Genomic DNA, 15,500 nt, shown 5'->3' with positions numbered 1-15,500 from the left:
AATGAACCAGGAACTGACGAACAATCCGTTCAATCCGCTGACCCCGCAGAAGGTCTTTGACGAGATCAAGGTCTCTCTGGCGTCGCCGGAACGCATTTTGTCTTGGTCCTACGGCGAAATCAAAAAGCCGGAAACCATCAACTACCGTACGTTCAAGCCTGAGCGTGACGGTCTGTTCTGCGCGCGTATCTTTGGCCCGATCAAAGACTACGAATGCCTGTGCGGCAAATATAAGCGCATGAAATATCGCGGCGTCGTCTGCGAGAAATGCGGTGTGGAAGTCACGCTGCAGAAGGTCCGTCGCGAGCGTATGGGCCACATCGAGCTGGCCTCGCCGGTCGCGCATATCTGGTTCCTGAAGTCGCTTCCGTCCCGGATCGGCCTCATGCTGGACATGACCCTGCGTGATCTGGAACGTGTTCTCTACTTTGAAAACTACGTTGTGATCGAACCCGGTCTGACAGATCTGACTTACGGTCAGATGATGACCGAAGAAGAATTCATGGACGCTCAGGATGCCTATGGCATGGACGCTTTCACCGCCAACATCGGTGCTGAAGCGATCCGTGAAATGCTGGCGGCGATCGATCTGGAAGCTGAAGCAGAGCACCTGCGTGCCGAGCTGGCCGAAGCCACCGGTGAGCTGAAGCCCAAGAAGATCATCAAACGTCTGAAAGTCGTGGAATCCTTCCTCGAGTCGGGTAACCGTCCCGAGTGGATGATCATGACCGTGATCCCGGTCATCCCGCCGGAACTGCGGCCGCTGGTTCCGCTGGATGGTGGTCGCTTTGCGACGTCCGACCTCAACGACCTCTATCGTCGTGTGATCAACCGGAACAACCGTCTGAAGCGTCTGATCGAACTGCGTGCGCCTGACATCATCGTCCGCAACGAAAAGCGGATGCTGCAAGAGTCGGTTGACGCTCTGTTCGACAACGGCCGTCGTGGTCGCGTCATCACCGGTGCAAACAAGCGCCCGCTGAAGTCGCTCTCCGACATGTTGAAAGGTAAGCAAGGTCGCTTCCGTCAGAACCTTTTGGGTAAGCGCGTCGACTTCTCCGGTCGTTCGGTCATTGTGACCGGCCCGGAGCTGAAGCTGCACCAGTGCGGTCTGCCCAAGAAGATGGCGCTCGAACTCTTCAAGCCGTTCATCTACTCGCGTCTGGAGGCCAAAGGTCTGTCCTCCACCGTGAAGCAGGCGAAGAAGCTGGTGGAAAAAGAGCGTCCCGAAGTTTGGGATATCCTCGACGAGGTGATCCGCGAGCACCCGGTGATGCTGAACCGCGCACCGACGCTGCACCGTCTTGGTATTCAGGCGTTCGAACCCACGCTGATCGAAGGCAAAGCGATCCAGCTGCACCCGCTCGTCTGTTCCGCGTTCAACGCGGACTTCGACGGCGACCAGATGGCTGTGCACGTCCCGCTGAGCCTTGAGGCCCAGTTGGAAGCGCGCGTCCTGATGATGTCCACGAACAACGTTCTGTCGCCTGCAAACGGCGCGCCGATCATCGTTCCTTCGCAGGATATGATCTTGGGCCTTTACTATCTCACGCTGGCGCGTGAAGGCGTGAAAGGCGAAGGCATGGTCTTTGGCAACCTGGACGAGGTGCATCACGCGCTGAACGCCGGGGTTGTGCATCTGCACTCCAAGGTGACCGTGCGGGTTCCGCAGATCGACGAAGAGGGCAACGAAGTCTTCGAACGCTTTGAGACCACACCGGGCCGTGCCCTGTTGGGGGCTCTGCTGCCGAAGAACGCCAAGGCGCCCTTCGAGCTGGTCAACCGTCTGCTGCGCAAACGCGAAGTTCAGCAGGTCATCGACACCGTCTACCGTTACTGCGGTCAGAAAGAGTCCGTGATCTTCTGTGACCAGATCATGACCATGGGCTTCCGTGAAGCGTTCAAGGCCGGCATCTCGTTCGGTAAGGACGACATGGTGATCCCAGAGAGCAAGTGGACCATCGTCGACAGCACGCGTGATCAGGTGAAAGACTTTGAACAGCAGTACATGGACGGCCTGATCACTCAGGGCGAAAAGTACAACAAAGTCGTGGATGCCTGGTCGAAGTGTAACGACAAGCTGACCGAGGCCATGATGTCCACCATCTCGGCGGTCAAGAAGGACGAGGATGGCTCCGACATGGAACCGAACTCGGTCTACATGATGGCCCACTCCGGTGCGCGTGGCTCCGTGACGCAGATGCGTCAGCTGGGCGGCATGCGCGGCCTGATGGCCAAGCCGAACGGCGACATCATCGAGACACCGGTTATCTCGAACTTTAAAGAAGGTCTGACCGTTCTGGAGTACTTCAACTCCACCCACGGTGCCCGTAAGGGTCTGTCGGATACTGCTTTGAAGACCGCGAACTCCGGTTACCTGACCCGTCGTCTGGTGGACGTGGCGCAGGACTGCATCGTGCGCGAGCATGATTGTGGCACCGAGCGTGCGATCACCGCAGAGGCGGCTGTCAACGACGGTGAAGTCGTGGCCTCCATCGGCGAGCGCATCCTGGGTCGCGTTGCGGCAGATGATGTGAAGCGTCCCGGCACCGAAGAGATCCTGCTGGCCGCCGGTCAGCTGATCGACGAACGCATGGCGGATACAATCGAAGAAGCCGGCGTTCAGTCCATGCGCATCCGCAGCCCGCTGACCTGTGAAAGCGAAGAGGGCGTCTGCGCCATGTGCTATGGCCGTGACCTGGCACGCGGTACCATGGTCAACTCCGGTGAGGCTGTCGGCATCATCGCGGCGCAATCGATCGGTGAACCCGGTACACAGCTGACGATGCGGACGTTCCACATCGGCGGCGTGGCACAGGGTGGCCAGCAGTCCTTCCTCGAGGCGTCCCAGGAGGGCAAGATCGTGTTCGAGAATACGAACACGCTCACCAACTCCAGCGGCGAAGTTCTGACCGTGGGTCGGAACATGAAGCTGATCATCCAAGACGAGCACGGCGAAGAGCGGTCCAGCCACAAGCTGGGCTACGGCACCAAGCTGTTCGTCAAGGAAGGCCAGTCGGTCAACCGTGGCGACAAGCTGTTCGAATGGGATCCCTATACCCTGCCGATCATCGCCGAGAAGCCGGGTACCGCAAAATACGTCGACCTGGTCAATGGCTTGGCTGTGCGTGAGGAAACCGACGATGCCACCGGCATGACCCAGAAGATCGTGATCGACTGGCGTGCGGCACCGAAGGGGTCCGATCTGAAGCCGGAAATCATCCTTGTGGATGCGGATGGCGAGCCGGTGCGCAACGATCTGGGCAACCCGGTGACCTACCCGATGTCTGTGGATGCGATCCTGTCGGCCGAAGATGGTCAGGTGATCGAAACCGGTGACGTCGTGGCGCGTATCCCGCGTGAAGGCGCCAAGACCAAGGACATTACCGGTGGTCTGCCGCGTGTGGCCGAATTGTTCGAAGCCCGTCGTCCGAAAGATCACGCGATCATCGCCGAAATCGATGGTTACGTGCGCTTTGGCCGCGACTACAAGAACAAGCGCCGCATCTCGATCGAGCCCGCGGACGAGACCATGGACGCCGTGGAATACATGGTGCCCAAGGGCAAGCACATCCCGGTTGTCGAAGGCGACTTCGTCCAGAAGGGCGACTACATCATGGACGGCAACCCGGCGCCGCATGACATCCTCTCCATCATGGGTGTCGAAGCGCTGGCCAACTACATGATCGACGAAGTCCAGGACGTTTATCGTCTGCAGGGTGTGAAGATCAACGACAAGCACATCGAGGTGATCGTTCGCCAGATGCTGCAGAAGTGGGAGATCTCCGACTCCGGCGAGACCACGCTGCTCAAGGGCGAGCACGTGGACAAGCAAGAGTTCGATCAGGCCAACGAGAAGGCGCTGTCGCGTGGCAAACGTCCGGCTCAGGGTGCACCCATCCTGCTTGGTATCACCAAGGCGTCGCTGCAGACCCGCTCCTTCATCTCGGCGGCCTCCTTCCAGGAGACCACTCGGGTGCTTACCGAAGCGTCGGTTCAGGGCAAGCGGGACAAGCTGGTTGGTCTCAAAGAGAACGTCATCGTGGGTCGCCTGATCCCAGCCGGTACCGGTGGCGCCACTCAGCAGGTCCGTCAGGTTGCATCCAGCCGTGACAATGTGGTCCTCGAGGCCCGTCGCATCGAGGCCGAAGCGGCTGCTGCCTTGGCGGCACCGATGATGGACGAGGACGCAGGTGATGCGGACTTCCTGGTGGAAACGCCGGAGAGCCGCGACTGAGAAACCTCGGTTTCGACATGATTTGAGGGAGCCCCGCGTCCACCGTGACGCGGGGCTTTTTCGTTTCGCACGCGGGGCGCTGCACGGCCTGCACCAAGTCTCTTGGCAAGGCGGCAGCGGCGTGGTCTCTGTGATGTGAGGACTGGGGGAGAGGAGCAGCGCTGTGGCGGCAACATTCAATATGGTGGGCGTGATCCGCTTTTCGCTTCTGACGCCGACGTTCAACGCTGACCAGTTTCCCGATCTGGAGACGGCGGCGACAGCGCTGTTTGATCCGGCGCGCATGGCACTGCGGCTGCATCTGTTTGAAAACCTCTGCCTGCCTTCGCTGCTGCGACAGGGCGATCCGGACTTCCAGCTGGTGGTGGCGACGTCGAACCGTCTGCCGGATATGTATCTGCAAAAATTGTCAGATCTGCTGGCGCCGCATTCACATCTGCATCTGGTTCAGTTTGGCGCTGCCAACCATTTCCAGATCCTGAAAGACGCCTATGAGCTGATCCCGGATGGCGGCGAAAGCCATCGCATCCTTTTCCGCCTTGATGACGATGATGCGCTGGATGGTGCATATGTGAGCCGAACCAAGCGCCTGGCAGCAGGGCTATTGCCGCTGCAGGCGACGCCCGAGACCGCATATGCCATTGCCAACAACCGGGGCATCTACCTTGTCCGAGAGCCGGGCCAGCCCTCGCAGGTGATCGATAGTTGCGAGCGTGCGCCTTTGTCTGCCGGAACCGCGGTGGTGCGCCCCGTGGCGGGACGGGGCAACCCCTATCGCTACAACCACCGTAAATTTGCCCAGCACTACCCGCTGTTTTCCGATATCTCTGTTCCGGGGTTCCTGCGTACGGTGCATGAGGACAACCATTCCACACCAGCGATGATGGGTCTGACCGGGCGGCAGAGCGAGGCGGAGCTTGACGCTGATCTACGCCAGCACTTCGGCCTTTCCCTCGCGGAGTTGAAAGCCATCTGACATGACCGACCGAATGAACCCGAACCAGAAGGGGGCCCTTCTGATGTTGGGCAGCATGGCCTTCTTCACTTTCAACGACACGCTGGTGAAGCTGGTCGGCGCAACGGTGCCCCTCTGGCAGATCGTGACCATCCGCGGAATTATGGCCAGCCTGCTGCTATTGGTGCTGGCCCGTGCGATGGGCGCTCTGCGTTTCAACTTTGGCCGTCGAGATTGGGCGCTGGTGCTGGCGCGCTGTGCCACCGAAATGGCGGTCACCTATTTCTTCCTGTCGGCGCTGTTGCAGATGCCATTGGCAAATATCACCGCCGTGCTGCAAATGCTGCCCTTGACCGTGACACTCTGTGCTGCGCTGTTTCTGGGCGAAACGGTGGGCTGGCGGCGCAGCTTGGCCATCGCTCTTGGGTTTGTGGGTATGCTGCTGATCGTCCGTCCCGGTGGTGCGGATTTTGGTCCGGCCACGATCTATGCGCTGATTGCAGTCGCGCTGCTGACGATGCGCGATCTGGTCACCCGGCAGATGTCGCCTGCTGTGCCATCGCTGACCGTGACATTCCTGTCGGCCTTTGCCGTTCTTCTGTTTGGCCTCGGTCTCGGCCTTGGCGAGAGCTGGCAGCCGGTTGGCGGGCGTGAATGGCTGTGGCTGTGTGGTACGGCGGTTCTGATCCTGCTTGCTTACCTTTGCGCGGTGATGACGATCCGGGTCGGCGACGTCTCGGCAGTCGCTCCGCTGCGCTACACTGGGCTGGTCTGGGCGCTTCTGTTGGGCTGGGTGGTCTTTGGCGAATTTCCCTCCGGCTTGACGTTGCTGGGGGCGGGACTTGTGGTTGCGGCGGGGCTGTTCACCCTGCTGCGAGAACGTCAGGTGGCGGAGAACACCTGACGCACCTCGGCCTCCTTGATGGCAAAGCGGGCTTCGAATTCTGCCGCCTGCTCTGGTGTCAGAGGGCTTACGGGCACGGGCGCCACAGGTTTCTGCCGGGAATCGTTGGACCCATGGTGGCCACGCACGAACATCGGCGCATCGGACAGGGTAATGGTCGGCATGAAGCGCGGGATTTTCTGATGCGCAAAATTCATGATCGTCAGTGGGGTGCCGCCCCGAACATGCACGCCAAGGGCGGCCACGTAGTAAGGGCGGTGGAGCGCTGCCGCTGCGATCCCCTCTGCGCTGAACTCGGCGACATAGCCCATGTTGAAATCTACAGCCACAGCGCGATGGCGCTCGATCAGCCCTGAACAATCGCTCACCGTTTGGCGTAGCCGCTCGACAAAATCAACCGACACCGCATCGTCGTCATCGTAGCGAAACTGCAGGCAGGGCGCATCGGGATCACGGCGGGCGTCATTCAGGATCGCCTTCATGATCGGGCGCTGCTGACGCGGCGGATGCTTCTGGAGACTGATCTGCGGGATGTCGGCCAGCAGATCGCGTAGCCGGGTTTCGTGATGCGCCGGCAGGCTGTCACCGATGACGATAATCAGATCGAAGTCCTGATCCGTCTGCTCGCGCAGACAGGGCAGGGCGACCGTCTCAAACAGGCGGAACCGCTCTTCCAGCCGGGCCTCGGCGTAGAGAAACGCGATACGTTCCTCGATGCTGTTGTGTTCCACCTGAAAGCCGCCGATGGCAGGGTATGAAAATCGGCACAGCCCAATCACTTGCATTCTACCCCTCCCAAGGCACACAGTCGCCTGAATATGCCGTCCGGCGTGCTTGGCAGCAAGGTCAGGGCCCGAGCGCGACCGGGGCATGTGTTGACAACCCGGGCGACTCTGCATATACGCGCGCTATCCGGTTCGGAGGAGAAGTCCCTCTTACGCCGATATCATATCTGTAGTGGCTCAAGGTCAGGGCACTTTTACCACCCCGACCCTCTGTAAACCCACCGCGACGTTCACCTCGGAATGGGAGCGTTTGCGGTTTTTGCGTTTGCGTAAGTGGCAGAGGCAGATGAATTCGCCGCACGTCTCCGGGCATTCCGGGCCGCGTGCATGACATAGTGTTGCAAAACGGGGAATAACCGGAATGCCAACGATCCAACAGCTGATCCGCAAGCCGCGTCAGCCGAAAGTAAAGCGCTCCAAATCCATGCACCTGGAGCAGTGCCCACAAAAGCGCGGCGTCTGCACGCGCGTTTATACCACCACACCTAAGAAGCCGAACTCCGCTATGCGGAAAGTTGCGAAGGTTCGCCTGACCAACGGTTTCGAAGTGATCTCCTACATCCCGGGCGAATCCCACAACCTTCAGGAACACTCCGTGGTTCTGATCCGTGGCGGCCGTGTAAAAGACCTTCCGGGTGTCCGTTACCACATCCTGCGTGGTGTTCTGGATACCCAGGGCGTCAAAGACCGTAAGCAGCGTCGCTCCAAGTATGGCGCGAAGCGTCCTAAGTAATAAGAAGGATACTGATAGATGTCCCGTCGTCACGCTGCAGAAAAACGCGAAATTCTCCCCGACGCCAAGTTCGGTGACCGCGTTCTGTCCAAATTCATGAACAACCTGATGATCGATGGTAAAAAATCGGTCGCAGAGAGCATTGTCTACAACGCGTTCGACCGCGTTGAAGCAAAGATCAAGCGCGCTCCCGTGGAAGTGTTCCACGAAGCCCTCGACAACGTGAAACCCTCCGTTGAGGTTCGTTCGCGTCGTGTGGGTGGTGCCACCTACCAGGTGCCCGTTGAAGTGCGTCCCGAGCGCCGTGAAGCGCTCGCCATCCGTTGGTTGATCACTGCGGCCCGTGGCCGTAACGAGAACACAATGGAAGAGCGCCTCGCCGGTGAGCTCCTCGATGCTGTACAAAGCCGGGGTACTGCCGTTAAGAAGCGCGAAGACACGCACAAGATGGCTGAGGCTAACAAAGCCTTCTCGCATTATCGCTGGTAACTCTTTAGAGGCTCATCCAAATGGCACGCGACTATCCGCTAGACCGCTACCGTAACTTCGGTATCATGGCGCACATCGATGCAGGTAAAACCACCTGCTCCGAGCGCATCCTGTTTTACACCGGCAAATCCCACAACCTTGGTGAGGTGCACGATGGTGCGGCCACCATGGACTGGATGGAGCAGGAGCAGGAACGCGGTATTACCATCACCTCCGCGGCGACGACCACGTTCTGGGAGCGCACTGAGAACGGCACCGAGCCGGACTCCGAAAAGCACCGCCTGAACATCATCGACACCCCTGGCCACGTTGACTTCACCATCGAAGTCGAGCGTTCGCTCGCCGTTCTTGACGGCGCGGTGTGCGTTCTTGACGCCAACGCCGGTGTTGAACCGCAGACCGAAACCGTGTGGCGTCAAGCTGACCGCTACAAGGTTCCGCGTATGGTCTTCGTCAACAAGATGGACAAGATCGGCGCAGACTTCTTCAACTGCGTCAACATGATCGAAGACCGCACCGGCGCCCGCGCCGTGCCCGTCGGTATTCCGATCGGTGCCGAGACCGAGCTGGAAGGCCTGCTCGATCTGGTGACCATGGAAGAATGGCTGTGGCAGGGTGAAGACCTTGGTGCATCCTGGATCAAGGCTCCGATCCGTGAGAGCCTGCAGGACATGGCCAACGAATGGCGTGGCAAGATGATCGAAGCGGCCGTCGAAATGGACGACGCGGCGATGGAAAACTACCTGATGGATGGCGCCGAGCCTGACGTCGCCACCCTGCGCGATCTTCTGCGCAAAGGGACCCTGGCGATGGCATTCGTGCCTGTTCTGGGTGGCTCCGCGTTCAAGAACAAAGGCGTACAGCCTCTGCTCAACGCTGTGATCGACTATCTGCCCAGCCCGCTGGACGTTGTCGACTACATGGGCTTCAAACCCGGTGACGAAACAGAAACCCGTGACATTCCGCGTCGTGCGGATGACTCCATGGCGTTCTCTGGCCTGGCGTTCAAAATCATGAACGACCCCTTCGTCGGCTCCCTGACCTTCACCCGGATCTACTCCGGCGTGCTGAACAAGGGCGACTCGATCCTGAATGCCACCAAAGGCAAAAAAGAGCGCATCGGTCGTATGATGATGATGCACTCCAACAACCGGGAAGAGATCGAAGAAGCTTTCGCGGGCGACATCATCGCGCTGGCGGGTCTGAAGGACACCACCACCGGTGATACCCTCTGCGATCCCAAAGAGCCGGTCGTTCTGGAAACCATGACCTTCCCGGATCCGGTTATCGAGATCGCCGTGGAGCCCAAGACCAAGGGCGACCAGGAGAAAATGTCTCAGGGTCTGGCACGTCTTGCTGCCGAAGATCCGTCCTTCCGCGTGGAGACCGACCTCGAGTCCGGTCAGACCATCATGAAGGGCATGGGCGAACTTCACCTGGACATCCTCGTTGATCGTCTGAAGCGTGAATTCAAGGTCGAAGCCAATATCGGTGCGCCTCAGGTGGCCTACCGCGAGACCATTGGTCACGAGGTCGAGCACACCTACACCCACAAGAAACAGTCGGGTGGTTCGGGTCAGTTCGCCGAGGTGAAGATGATCATCTCGCCGACAGAAGCCGGTGAAGGCTTTTCCTTCGAATCCCGCATCGTTGGTGGTTCGGTTCCGAAGGAATACATCCCCGGTGTCGAAAAAGGCATCACCTCGGTCATGGACTCCGGTCCGTTGGCTGGCTTCCCGGTGATCGACTTCAAAGTTGCTCTGATCGACGGTAAGTTCCACGACGTGGACTCCAGCGTTCTGGCCTTTGAAATCGCTGCCCGTATGGCGATGCGTGAAGGTATGCGCAAAGCTGGTGCTAAGCTGCTTGAGCCGATCATGAAGGTCGAAGTGATCACTCCGGAAGAATACACCGGTAGCATCATTGGCGATCTGACATCCCGTCGGGGTCAGGTGTCCGGTCAGGAGCCGCGCGGCAACGCAATTGCGCTCGACGCAAATGTGCCGCTGGCCAACATGTTCGGTTACATCAACACCCTGCGCTCCATGTCCTCGGGCCGCGCGCAGTTCACCATGCAGTTCTCGCACTACGATCCGGTACCGCAGAACATCTCTGACGAGATCCAGGCGAAATACGCGTAAGCGTGACGAATTGGGGGGGCGCACAGAGGTGCGCTCCCTCCTTAAAGCTAAAAGGAGGCCATCATGGCTAAGGAAAAGTTCGAACGTAATAAGCCGCACGTCAACATCGGCACCATCGGCCACGTTGACCACGGTAAAACCACGCTGACCGCAGCAATCACCAAATACTTCGGTGACTTCCAGGCCTACGACCAGATCGATGGCGCACCGGAAGAAAAAGCCCGCGGCATCACCATCTCCACCGCACACGTGGAATATGAGACCGAGACCCGCCACTACGCGCACGTCGACTGCCCCGGCCACGCTGACTATGTGAAAAACATGATCACCGGTGCGGCGCAGATGGACGGCGCGATCCTGGTTGTGAACGCAGCTGACGGCCCGATGCCCCAGACCCGCGAGCACATCCTGCTGGGCCGCCAGGTTGGCATCCCGAAGATGGTCGTCTTCATGAACAAAGTTGACCAGGTCGACGACGAAGAGCTGCTGGAGCTCGTCGAAATGGAGATCCGCGAACTGCTGTCCTCCTACGACTACCCGGGCGACGATATCCCGATCATCGCGGGTTCCGCGCTGGCGGCGATGGAAGGCAACAAGCCTGAAATCGGCGAAGAGAAGATCAAGGAACTGATGGCGGCCGTGGATGACTACATCCCGACCCCTGCACGTGCTGTTGACCAGCCGTTCCTGATGCCGATCGAAGACGTGTTCTCGATCTCTGGCCGTGGTACTGTTGTGACCGGTCGTGTTGAGCGTGGCGTGATCAATGTTGGCGACAACATCGAGATCGTTGGCATCAAAGACACCACCACCACCACCTGTACCGGTGTGGAAATGTTCCGCAAGCTGCTGGACCGCGGTGAAGCAGGCGACAACATCGGCGCCCTGCTGCGCGGTATCGACCGTGAGTCGGTTGAGCGTGGTCAGGTTCTGTGCAAGCCGGGTTCCGTGACCCCGCACACCAAGTTCGAAGCTGAGGCCTACATCCTCACCAAGGACGAAGGTGGCCGTCACACGCCGTTCTTCGCGAACTACCGTCCGCAGTTCTACTTCCGCACCACCGACGTGACCGGCACCGTGACCCTGCCGACCGGCACCGAGATGGTGATGCCGGGCGACAACCTGAAGTTCGAAGTTGAACTGATCGCCCCGATCGCGATGGAAGACGGTCTGCGTTTCGCCATCCGCGAAGGCGGCCGCACCGTTGGCGCGGGCGTTGTGTCCAAGATCATCGAGTAATCAGGTCTCCTGATTTTCGAATGGAAAGGGCCTCCCTCGGGAGGCCCTTTTTCTATCTGCGGGGGCTTCTGATGGCGCGGCATCTCGCCATATGGTGTCTTCGCGACTTGGCGCGCCTGTTTTTAAGAGGCTCCGCTTTTCTGACTTGATTTGAACTGAGAATTGGGACGTGATCGACCCATGGTTGAATTTCTATTTTTTGCATTTCTAGTAGCGCTTCTATTTTTTCTCCTGCGGCGTTGGAGCGGGAGGCGGTCAGCCCCATTGGCCATTATTGATGGATCCAATGTTCTGTACTGGAAGGAAAACGCCCTTTCTTTGGAGCCGGTACGGGACGTCATTGCTCTGCTGGAGGCGTCCGGATATCGCCCGTATGTGGTCTTCGACGCGAATGCCGGCTACCTCGTGGTCGGACGGTACCTGAATGGACCGAGCTTCGCGAAGCGGCTTGGTCTCAAGGATGCCGAGGCTCATGTGGTTCCCAAGGGACAGCCGGCGGATCCATATATTCTTCGTATGGCGCGAAAAAGCGGGGGCATTGTTGTGTCACGTGACCGGTTTCGTGACTGGAAAGATGATTTTCCGAAGGAAGTCACCGGACGCCGGCTTGTTCGAGGCGGCTATCGGCGCGACGCGCTATGGCTGGATCTGGACGTCGTCGAAGCTGCTTGAATTGCGCGACGCAGCTGGGGCTGGGAATGCCCCTTGCCAGACTGCCCTAACGGGTGTAATTGGCCCCATCCCGCACTGCGGGAGATGGGCGGGGTGATTCCCGCCTTTTGGGTTCGATGAGGGTGCGTGATGAGCACAGACCCTCCTCTCAACCCCAACGCCTGACTAAAAGGCTATACGATGCAAAGCCAAAACATCCGTATCCGGCTGAAGGCATTTGACTATCGTGTGCTGGATGCGTCCACACAAGAGATCGTCAACACTGCCAAGCGGACCGGCGCCCAAGTGCGCGGCCCGATCCCGCTGCCGAACAAGATCGAGAAATTCACTGTTCTGCGTGGTCCCCACGTTGACAAGAAATCCCGCGATCAGTTCGAGATCCGTACGCACAAGCGTATGCTCGACATCGTTGATCCGACCCCCCAGACCGTGGACGCGCTGATGAAGCTCGACCTCGCCGCTGGTGTGGACGTCGAGATCAAGCTGCAATCATAAGATCGGAGGGTAATTCATATGCGCTCTGGTATTATCGCAAAGAAAGTGGGCATGACCCGCTTGTTCATGGAAGACGGCAAGCAGATCCCTGTGACCGTTCTTTCGCTCGATGGCCTGCAGGTTGTCGCTCAGCGCACCGACGAAACAGACGGTTACACCGCTGTTCAGCTCGGTGCGGGTTCCGCAAAGGTAAAGCGCGTCTCCAAGGCGATGCGTGGTCACTATGCGGCGGCCAAGGTTGAGCCCAAGCGCAAGCTGGTCGAATTCCGCGTCCCCGCGGATGGCCTGATCGAAGTGGGCGCGGAAATCTCCGCCGAGCACTTCCTGACCGGTCAGAAAGTGGACGTGACAGGCACTTCCATCGGTAAAGGTTTCGCCGGTGCGATGAAGCGTCACAACTTTGGTGGTCTGCGGGCCACACACGGTGTGTCGATCTCTCACCGCTCCCACGGTTCCACCGGTCAGTGTCAGGATCCGGGCAAAGTCTTCAAAGGCAAGAAGATGGCCGGCCACATGGGCGCTGCCCGCGTGACCACTCAGAACCTCGAAGTCGTCCGTACCGACGCCGATCGTGGTCTGGTCTTCATCAAAGGCGCTGTTCCTGGTCCGAAATCCGGCTGGGTCACCGTCAAAGACGCCGTGAAGAAGAAAGCACCCGAAGGTCTGCCGTTCCCGGCAGCTCTGAAGACTGCTGCTGAAGCTGCGGCTGAAGCACCCGCGGAAGGGGGTGAAGCATGAAACTTGACGTGATCAAACTGGACGGCGGCAAAGCGGGCGACATCGAACTGTCCGAAGAGCTGTTTGGCCTGGAGCCGCGCGCGGACATCCTGCACCGTATGGTTCGTTGGCAGCGCAACAATGCGCAGGCCGGCACCCACAAGGTGAAGACCCGCTCCGAGACCTCCTACTCGACCAAGAAGATCTACCGCCAGAAGGGCACCGGGGGCGCACGCCATGGTGACCGTAACGCGCCGATCTTCCGTAAAGGTGGTATCTACAAGGGTCCGACCCCGCGTAGCCATGGCCACGATCTGACCAAGAAGTTCCGCAAGCTGGGTCTGCGCCACGCGCTGTCCGCGAAGGCGAAAGCCGGTGAGCTGGTCGTGATCGAGAACGCCGAAGCTGAAGGCAAGACTGCCGCTCTGGCCAAACAGGTTGCAAACCTGGGCTGGAAACGCGCTCTGGTCATCGACGGTGCTGCCGTCAACGAAGGCTTCGCTCGTGCCGCCCAAAACATCAGCGGTCTGGATATCCTGCCGTCGATGGGCGCAAACGTCTATGACATCCTGAAGCGTGACACTCTCGTGCTCACGAAGTCGGCTGTCGAAGCACTGGAGGCTCGCCTGAAATGAGCGCGAAGGCAGAACACTACGACGTGATCCGCAAGCCGATCATCACCGAGAAGTCCACCATGGCGTCCGAGCACGGCGCAGTGGTGTTCGAAGTGTCCATCGGTTCCAACAAGCCCCAGATCAAGGAGGCCGTCGAGGCGCTCTTTGGTGTGAAGGTGAAAGCGGTCAACACGACAATCACAAAGGGTAAGGTCAAACGCTTCCGTGGCTCGCTGGGCAAACGGAAAGACGTTAAGAAGGCCTATGTGACCCTGGAAGAAGGCAACACCATCGACGTGTCCACCGGACTCTGAGATCTGTTTGTCTGAGAATGAAGAAGGCCCCTGCGAAAGCGGGGGCTTTTTTTTAGTGGTGACTTTCGGAAAATTTTGTTTCTGCGGCGCTAAGTACGGCAACAATAGCAGTTCTTACAGCTAGAAGACTCGCCTCTACGCTATCCGCCTCAATGCTTAATTTCTCGCCGATGGGTGACTCGGAACCTGTCATTTCCTTAAAATCAGCATCTACAACACCGCGATTGTGAACGAGCAGATTTCTTTCTTGGTTGAGAAGGTGCAGTCCGTGTCCGAGTGATCTTTGAACCTCCGCCGTCCCAAACAGCGCTTTTAGAACGCCTTTCATTACGCGAAATCGGTCAAGTCTCTTCCCGTCAAACAACGCATTTCCCATCTTCTTGGAAAGGTCGAATCCATGGCTTGAAAGAGTGCCGAACGAAATAGGTTGTTTGCCAATATCGTCCTTAAGCTCTTTGGCGTTCAGTATAGAACTGGCACTGGCTGGAGCTGCATTGACCCAATCAGTGGCAATAGAACGCACAAATGTCTCAAAAACTGTCCAAGTGCCAATAACGGTTTGTGCCAAAAGTTGTTCAGCGGCGATTTGGAGCGCGTCTGTGTATAAATGCGACGCCAGTATATCGATGATGTCGTCCCGAATTTTTGCACGCCCCTTTTCGCTGGATGAAAAATCTTGTGCTTGTTTTTTGGCTGAGCGATAGGCGGCTATCTGTGATTCCGCAGTTGGCTTTTCACCCGCTGAGAAGTTTTTGAGGTTTCTGATTTGTGCCGCGGAGTCAAAACGTTGGAGCAGCGAACTGCTTACTGCGTCGTGAGTTAATGCAAGCGGCAAAGTCGCGGCAGAGAGGACGCTGCCCAACCCCTCTATGGCTGACGCTGTAGAGAGCCTCCATGGACTATCACTTTGGGTAAAGGAGGACAAAGGGACCAAAAAGTCTTCCTTATCCATGAATAGGAATGCAGCCAGCACCTCTCTGGTTCCGATTAACTCTTTTTCTCTATAACGCGCCATGTTGTGATTTGGTGCTCCAATCGTGCTTGCTCTGTTATAGCGTGAAATATCGCTTCGAAAGCACATCTTGGCAACTAAGGTATGGATGCTTCATCCCCCATTGCCACCCCACCCAACCTCTGCTACATCGCACCAATCCTGACAGGCCTCGGATTCGTTCCGGGGCCGTTATCTTTGTCGGGACATTCGA

At 58.4% G+C, this 15,500-nt stretch carries 14 protein-coding genes; 12 read left to right on the top strand and 2 right to left on the bottom strand.

The window, feature by feature from the left end:
- Position 1 precedes the first annotated feature (1 nt).
- The 3 genes from rpoC to R1T40_RS14325 all read left to right on the top strand — a co-directional run bounded on the left by rpoC (position 2) and on the right by R1T40_RS14325 (position 6,096).
- Positions 2 to 4,237: a DNA-directed RNA polymerase subunit beta' gene (gene rpoC, locus R1T40_RS14335; RefSeq protein WP_317384592.1), complete on the top strand. Its 4,236-nt coding sequence runs from the start codon at positions 2 to 4 to the stop codon at positions 4,235 to 4,237.
- 163 nt (positions 4,238 to 4,400) lie between these two features.
- Positions 4,401 to 5,213: a glycosyltransferase gene (locus R1T40_RS14330; RefSeq protein ID WP_317384591.1), complete on the top strand. Its 813-nt coding sequence runs from the start codon at positions 4,401 to 4,403 to the stop codon at positions 5,211 to 5,213.
- A gap of 1 nt (position 5,214) precedes the next feature.
- Positions 5,215 to 6,096 (top strand): DMT family transporter, encoded by an 882-nt coding sequence (locus tag R1T40_RS14325; RefSeq protein WP_317384590.1) that lies wholly within the window; start codon positions 5,215 to 5,217, stop codon positions 6,094 to 6,096.
- Here the strand turns inward: R1T40_RS14325 and R1T40_RS14320 are convergent.
- Positions 6,075 to 6,881 carry a putative rhamnosyl transferase gene (locus tag R1T40_RS14320; RefSeq protein WP_317384589.1) on the bottom strand — a complete coding sequence of 269 codons (807 nt, stop codon included), beginning with the start codon at positions 6,879 to 6,881 and terminating at the stop codon, positions 6,075 to 6,077. The two genes, R1T40_RS14325 and R1T40_RS14320, sit on opposite strands and share 22 nt — an antisense overlap.
- Before the next feature lie 361 nt (positions 6,882 to 7,242).
- On the opposite strand from R1T40_RS14320, the gene rpsL reads away from it, so the two are divergent.
- From rpsL to R1T40_RS14275, 9 genes are all read left to right on the top strand, one after another.
- Entirely contained in the window at positions 7,243 to 7,614 is a 372-nt protein-coding gene (gene rpsL / locus R1T40_RS14315; protein ID WP_005621086.1) for a 30S ribosomal protein S12, read from the top strand.
- Positions 7,615 to 7,632: 18 nt separating this feature from the next.
- Positions 7,633 to 8,103, top strand: coding sequence for a 30S ribosomal protein S7 (rpsG, locus tag R1T40_RS14310; RefSeq protein WP_106164970.1), 471 nt, complete (start codon positions 7,633 to 7,635; stop codon positions 8,101 to 8,103).
- A 20-nt stretch (positions 8,104 to 8,123) separates the two neighbouring features.
- Positions 8,124 to 10,244 carry an elongation factor G gene (fusA, locus tag R1T40_RS14305; RefSeq protein ID WP_106164971.1) on the top strand — a complete coding sequence of 707 codons (2,121 nt, stop codon included), beginning with the start codon at positions 8,124 to 8,126 and terminating at the stop codon, positions 10,242 to 10,244.
- A 63-nt stretch (positions 10,245 to 10,307) separates the two neighbouring features.
- The gene (gene tuf, locus R1T40_RS14300; RefSeq protein WP_317384588.1) at positions 10,308 to 11,483 is read left to right on the top strand and encodes an elongation factor Tu; all 1,176 of its coding nucleotides are present in this window, start codon (positions 10,308 to 10,310) and stop codon (positions 11,481 to 11,483) included.
- 264 nt (positions 11,484 to 11,747) lie between these two features.
- Positions 11,748 to 12,155: an NYN domain-containing protein gene (locus tag R1T40_RS14295; RefSeq protein WP_317384587.1), complete on the top strand. Its 408-nt coding sequence runs from the start codon at positions 11,748 to 11,750 to the stop codon at positions 12,153 to 12,155.
- Positions 12,156 to 12,335: 180 nt separating this feature from the next.
- Positions 12,336 to 12,650 (top strand): 30S ribosomal protein S10, encoded by a 315-nt coding sequence (rpsJ, locus tag R1T40_RS14290; protein WP_058289455.1) that lies wholly within the window; start codon positions 12,336 to 12,338, stop codon positions 12,648 to 12,650.
- Positions 12,651 to 12,668: 18 nt separating this feature from the next.
- Positions 12,669 to 13,388 (top strand): 50S ribosomal protein L3, encoded by a 720-nt coding sequence (rplC, locus tag R1T40_RS14285; RefSeq protein WP_106165244.1) that lies wholly within the window; start codon positions 12,669 to 12,671, stop codon positions 13,386 to 13,388.
- Entirely contained in the window at positions 13,385 to 14,002 is a 618-nt protein-coding gene (rplD, locus tag R1T40_RS14280) for a 50S ribosomal protein L4 (RefSeq protein ID WP_106165243.1), read from the top strand. Before rplC ends, rplD begins: the two co-directional genes overlap by 4 nt.
- Positions 13,999 to 14,295, top strand: a complete 297-nt coding sequence (locus R1T40_RS14275) for a 50S ribosomal protein L23 (RefSeq protein WP_106165242.1) — start codon at positions 13,999 to 14,001, stop codon at positions 14,293 to 14,295. Before rplD ends, R1T40_RS14275 begins: the two co-directional genes overlap by 4 nt.
- Positions 14,296 to 14,347: 52 nt before the next feature.
- Here R1T40_RS14275 and R1T40_RS14270 read toward each other — a convergent pair whose 3' ends face one another.
- The gene (locus tag R1T40_RS14270) at positions 14,348 to 15,310 is read right to left on the bottom strand and encodes a hypothetical protein (RefSeq protein ID WP_317384586.1); all 963 of its coding nucleotides are present in this window, start codon (positions 15,308 to 15,310) and stop codon (positions 14,348 to 14,350) included.
- Positions 15,311 to 15,500 lie beyond the last annotated feature (190 nt).

The sequence above is a fragment of the Tritonibacter scottomollicae genome (assembly GCF_032924845.1).
GTDB lineage: Bacteria > Pseudomonadota > Alphaproteobacteria > Rhodobacterales > Rhodobacteraceae > Epibacterium > Epibacterium scottomollicae.
Note: the sequence above shows the minus strand (reverse complement) of the source record. Positions and strands in the feature narration are given on the sequence as shown.

Bases quoted from the DNA above. Each gene is read 5' to 3' on its own strand.
- rpoC (WP_317384592.1), top strand. From the start codon at position 2: ATGAACCAGGAACTGACGAACAATCCGTTCAATCCGCTGACCCCGCAG.
- R1T40_RS14325 (WP_317384590.1), top strand. From the start codon at position 5,215: ATGACCGACCGAATGAACCCGAACCAGAAGGGGGCCCTTCTGATGTTG.
- R1T40_RS14320 (WP_317384589.1), bottom strand. From the start codon at position 6,881: ATGCAAGTGATTGGGCTGTGCCGATTTTCATACCCTGCCATCGGCGGC.
- rpsL (WP_005621086.1), top strand. From the start codon at position 7,243: ATGCCAACGATCCAACAGCTGATCCGCAAGCCGCGTCAGCCGAAAGTA.
- rpsG (WP_106164970.1), top strand. From the start codon at position 7,633: ATGTCCCGTCGTCACGCTGCAGAAAAACGCGAAATTCTCCCCGACGCC.
- fusA (WP_106164971.1), top strand. From the start codon at position 8,124: ATGGCACGCGACTATCCGCTAGACCGCTACCGTAACTTCGGTATCATG.
- tuf (WP_317384588.1), top strand. From the start codon at position 10,308: ATGGCTAAGGAAAAGTTCGAACGTAATAAGCCGCACGTCAACATCGGC.
- rpsJ (WP_058289455.1), top strand. From the start codon at position 12,336: ATGCAAAGCCAAAACATCCGTATCCGGCTGAAGGCATTTGACTATCGT.
- rplC (WP_106165244.1), top strand. From the start codon at position 12,669: ATGCGCTCTGGTATTATCGCAAAGAAAGTGGGCATGACCCGCTTGTTC.
- rplD (WP_106165243.1), top strand. From the start codon at position 13,385: ATGAAACTTGACGTGATCAAACTGGACGGCGGCAAAGCGGGCGACATC.
- R1T40_RS14275 (WP_106165242.1), top strand. From the start codon at position 13,999: ATGAGCGCGAAGGCAGAACACTACGACGTGATCCGCAAGCCGATCATC.
- R1T40_RS14270 (WP_317384586.1), bottom strand. From the start codon at position 15,310: ATGGCGCGTTATAGAGAAAAAGAGTTAATCGGAACCAGAGAGGTGCTG.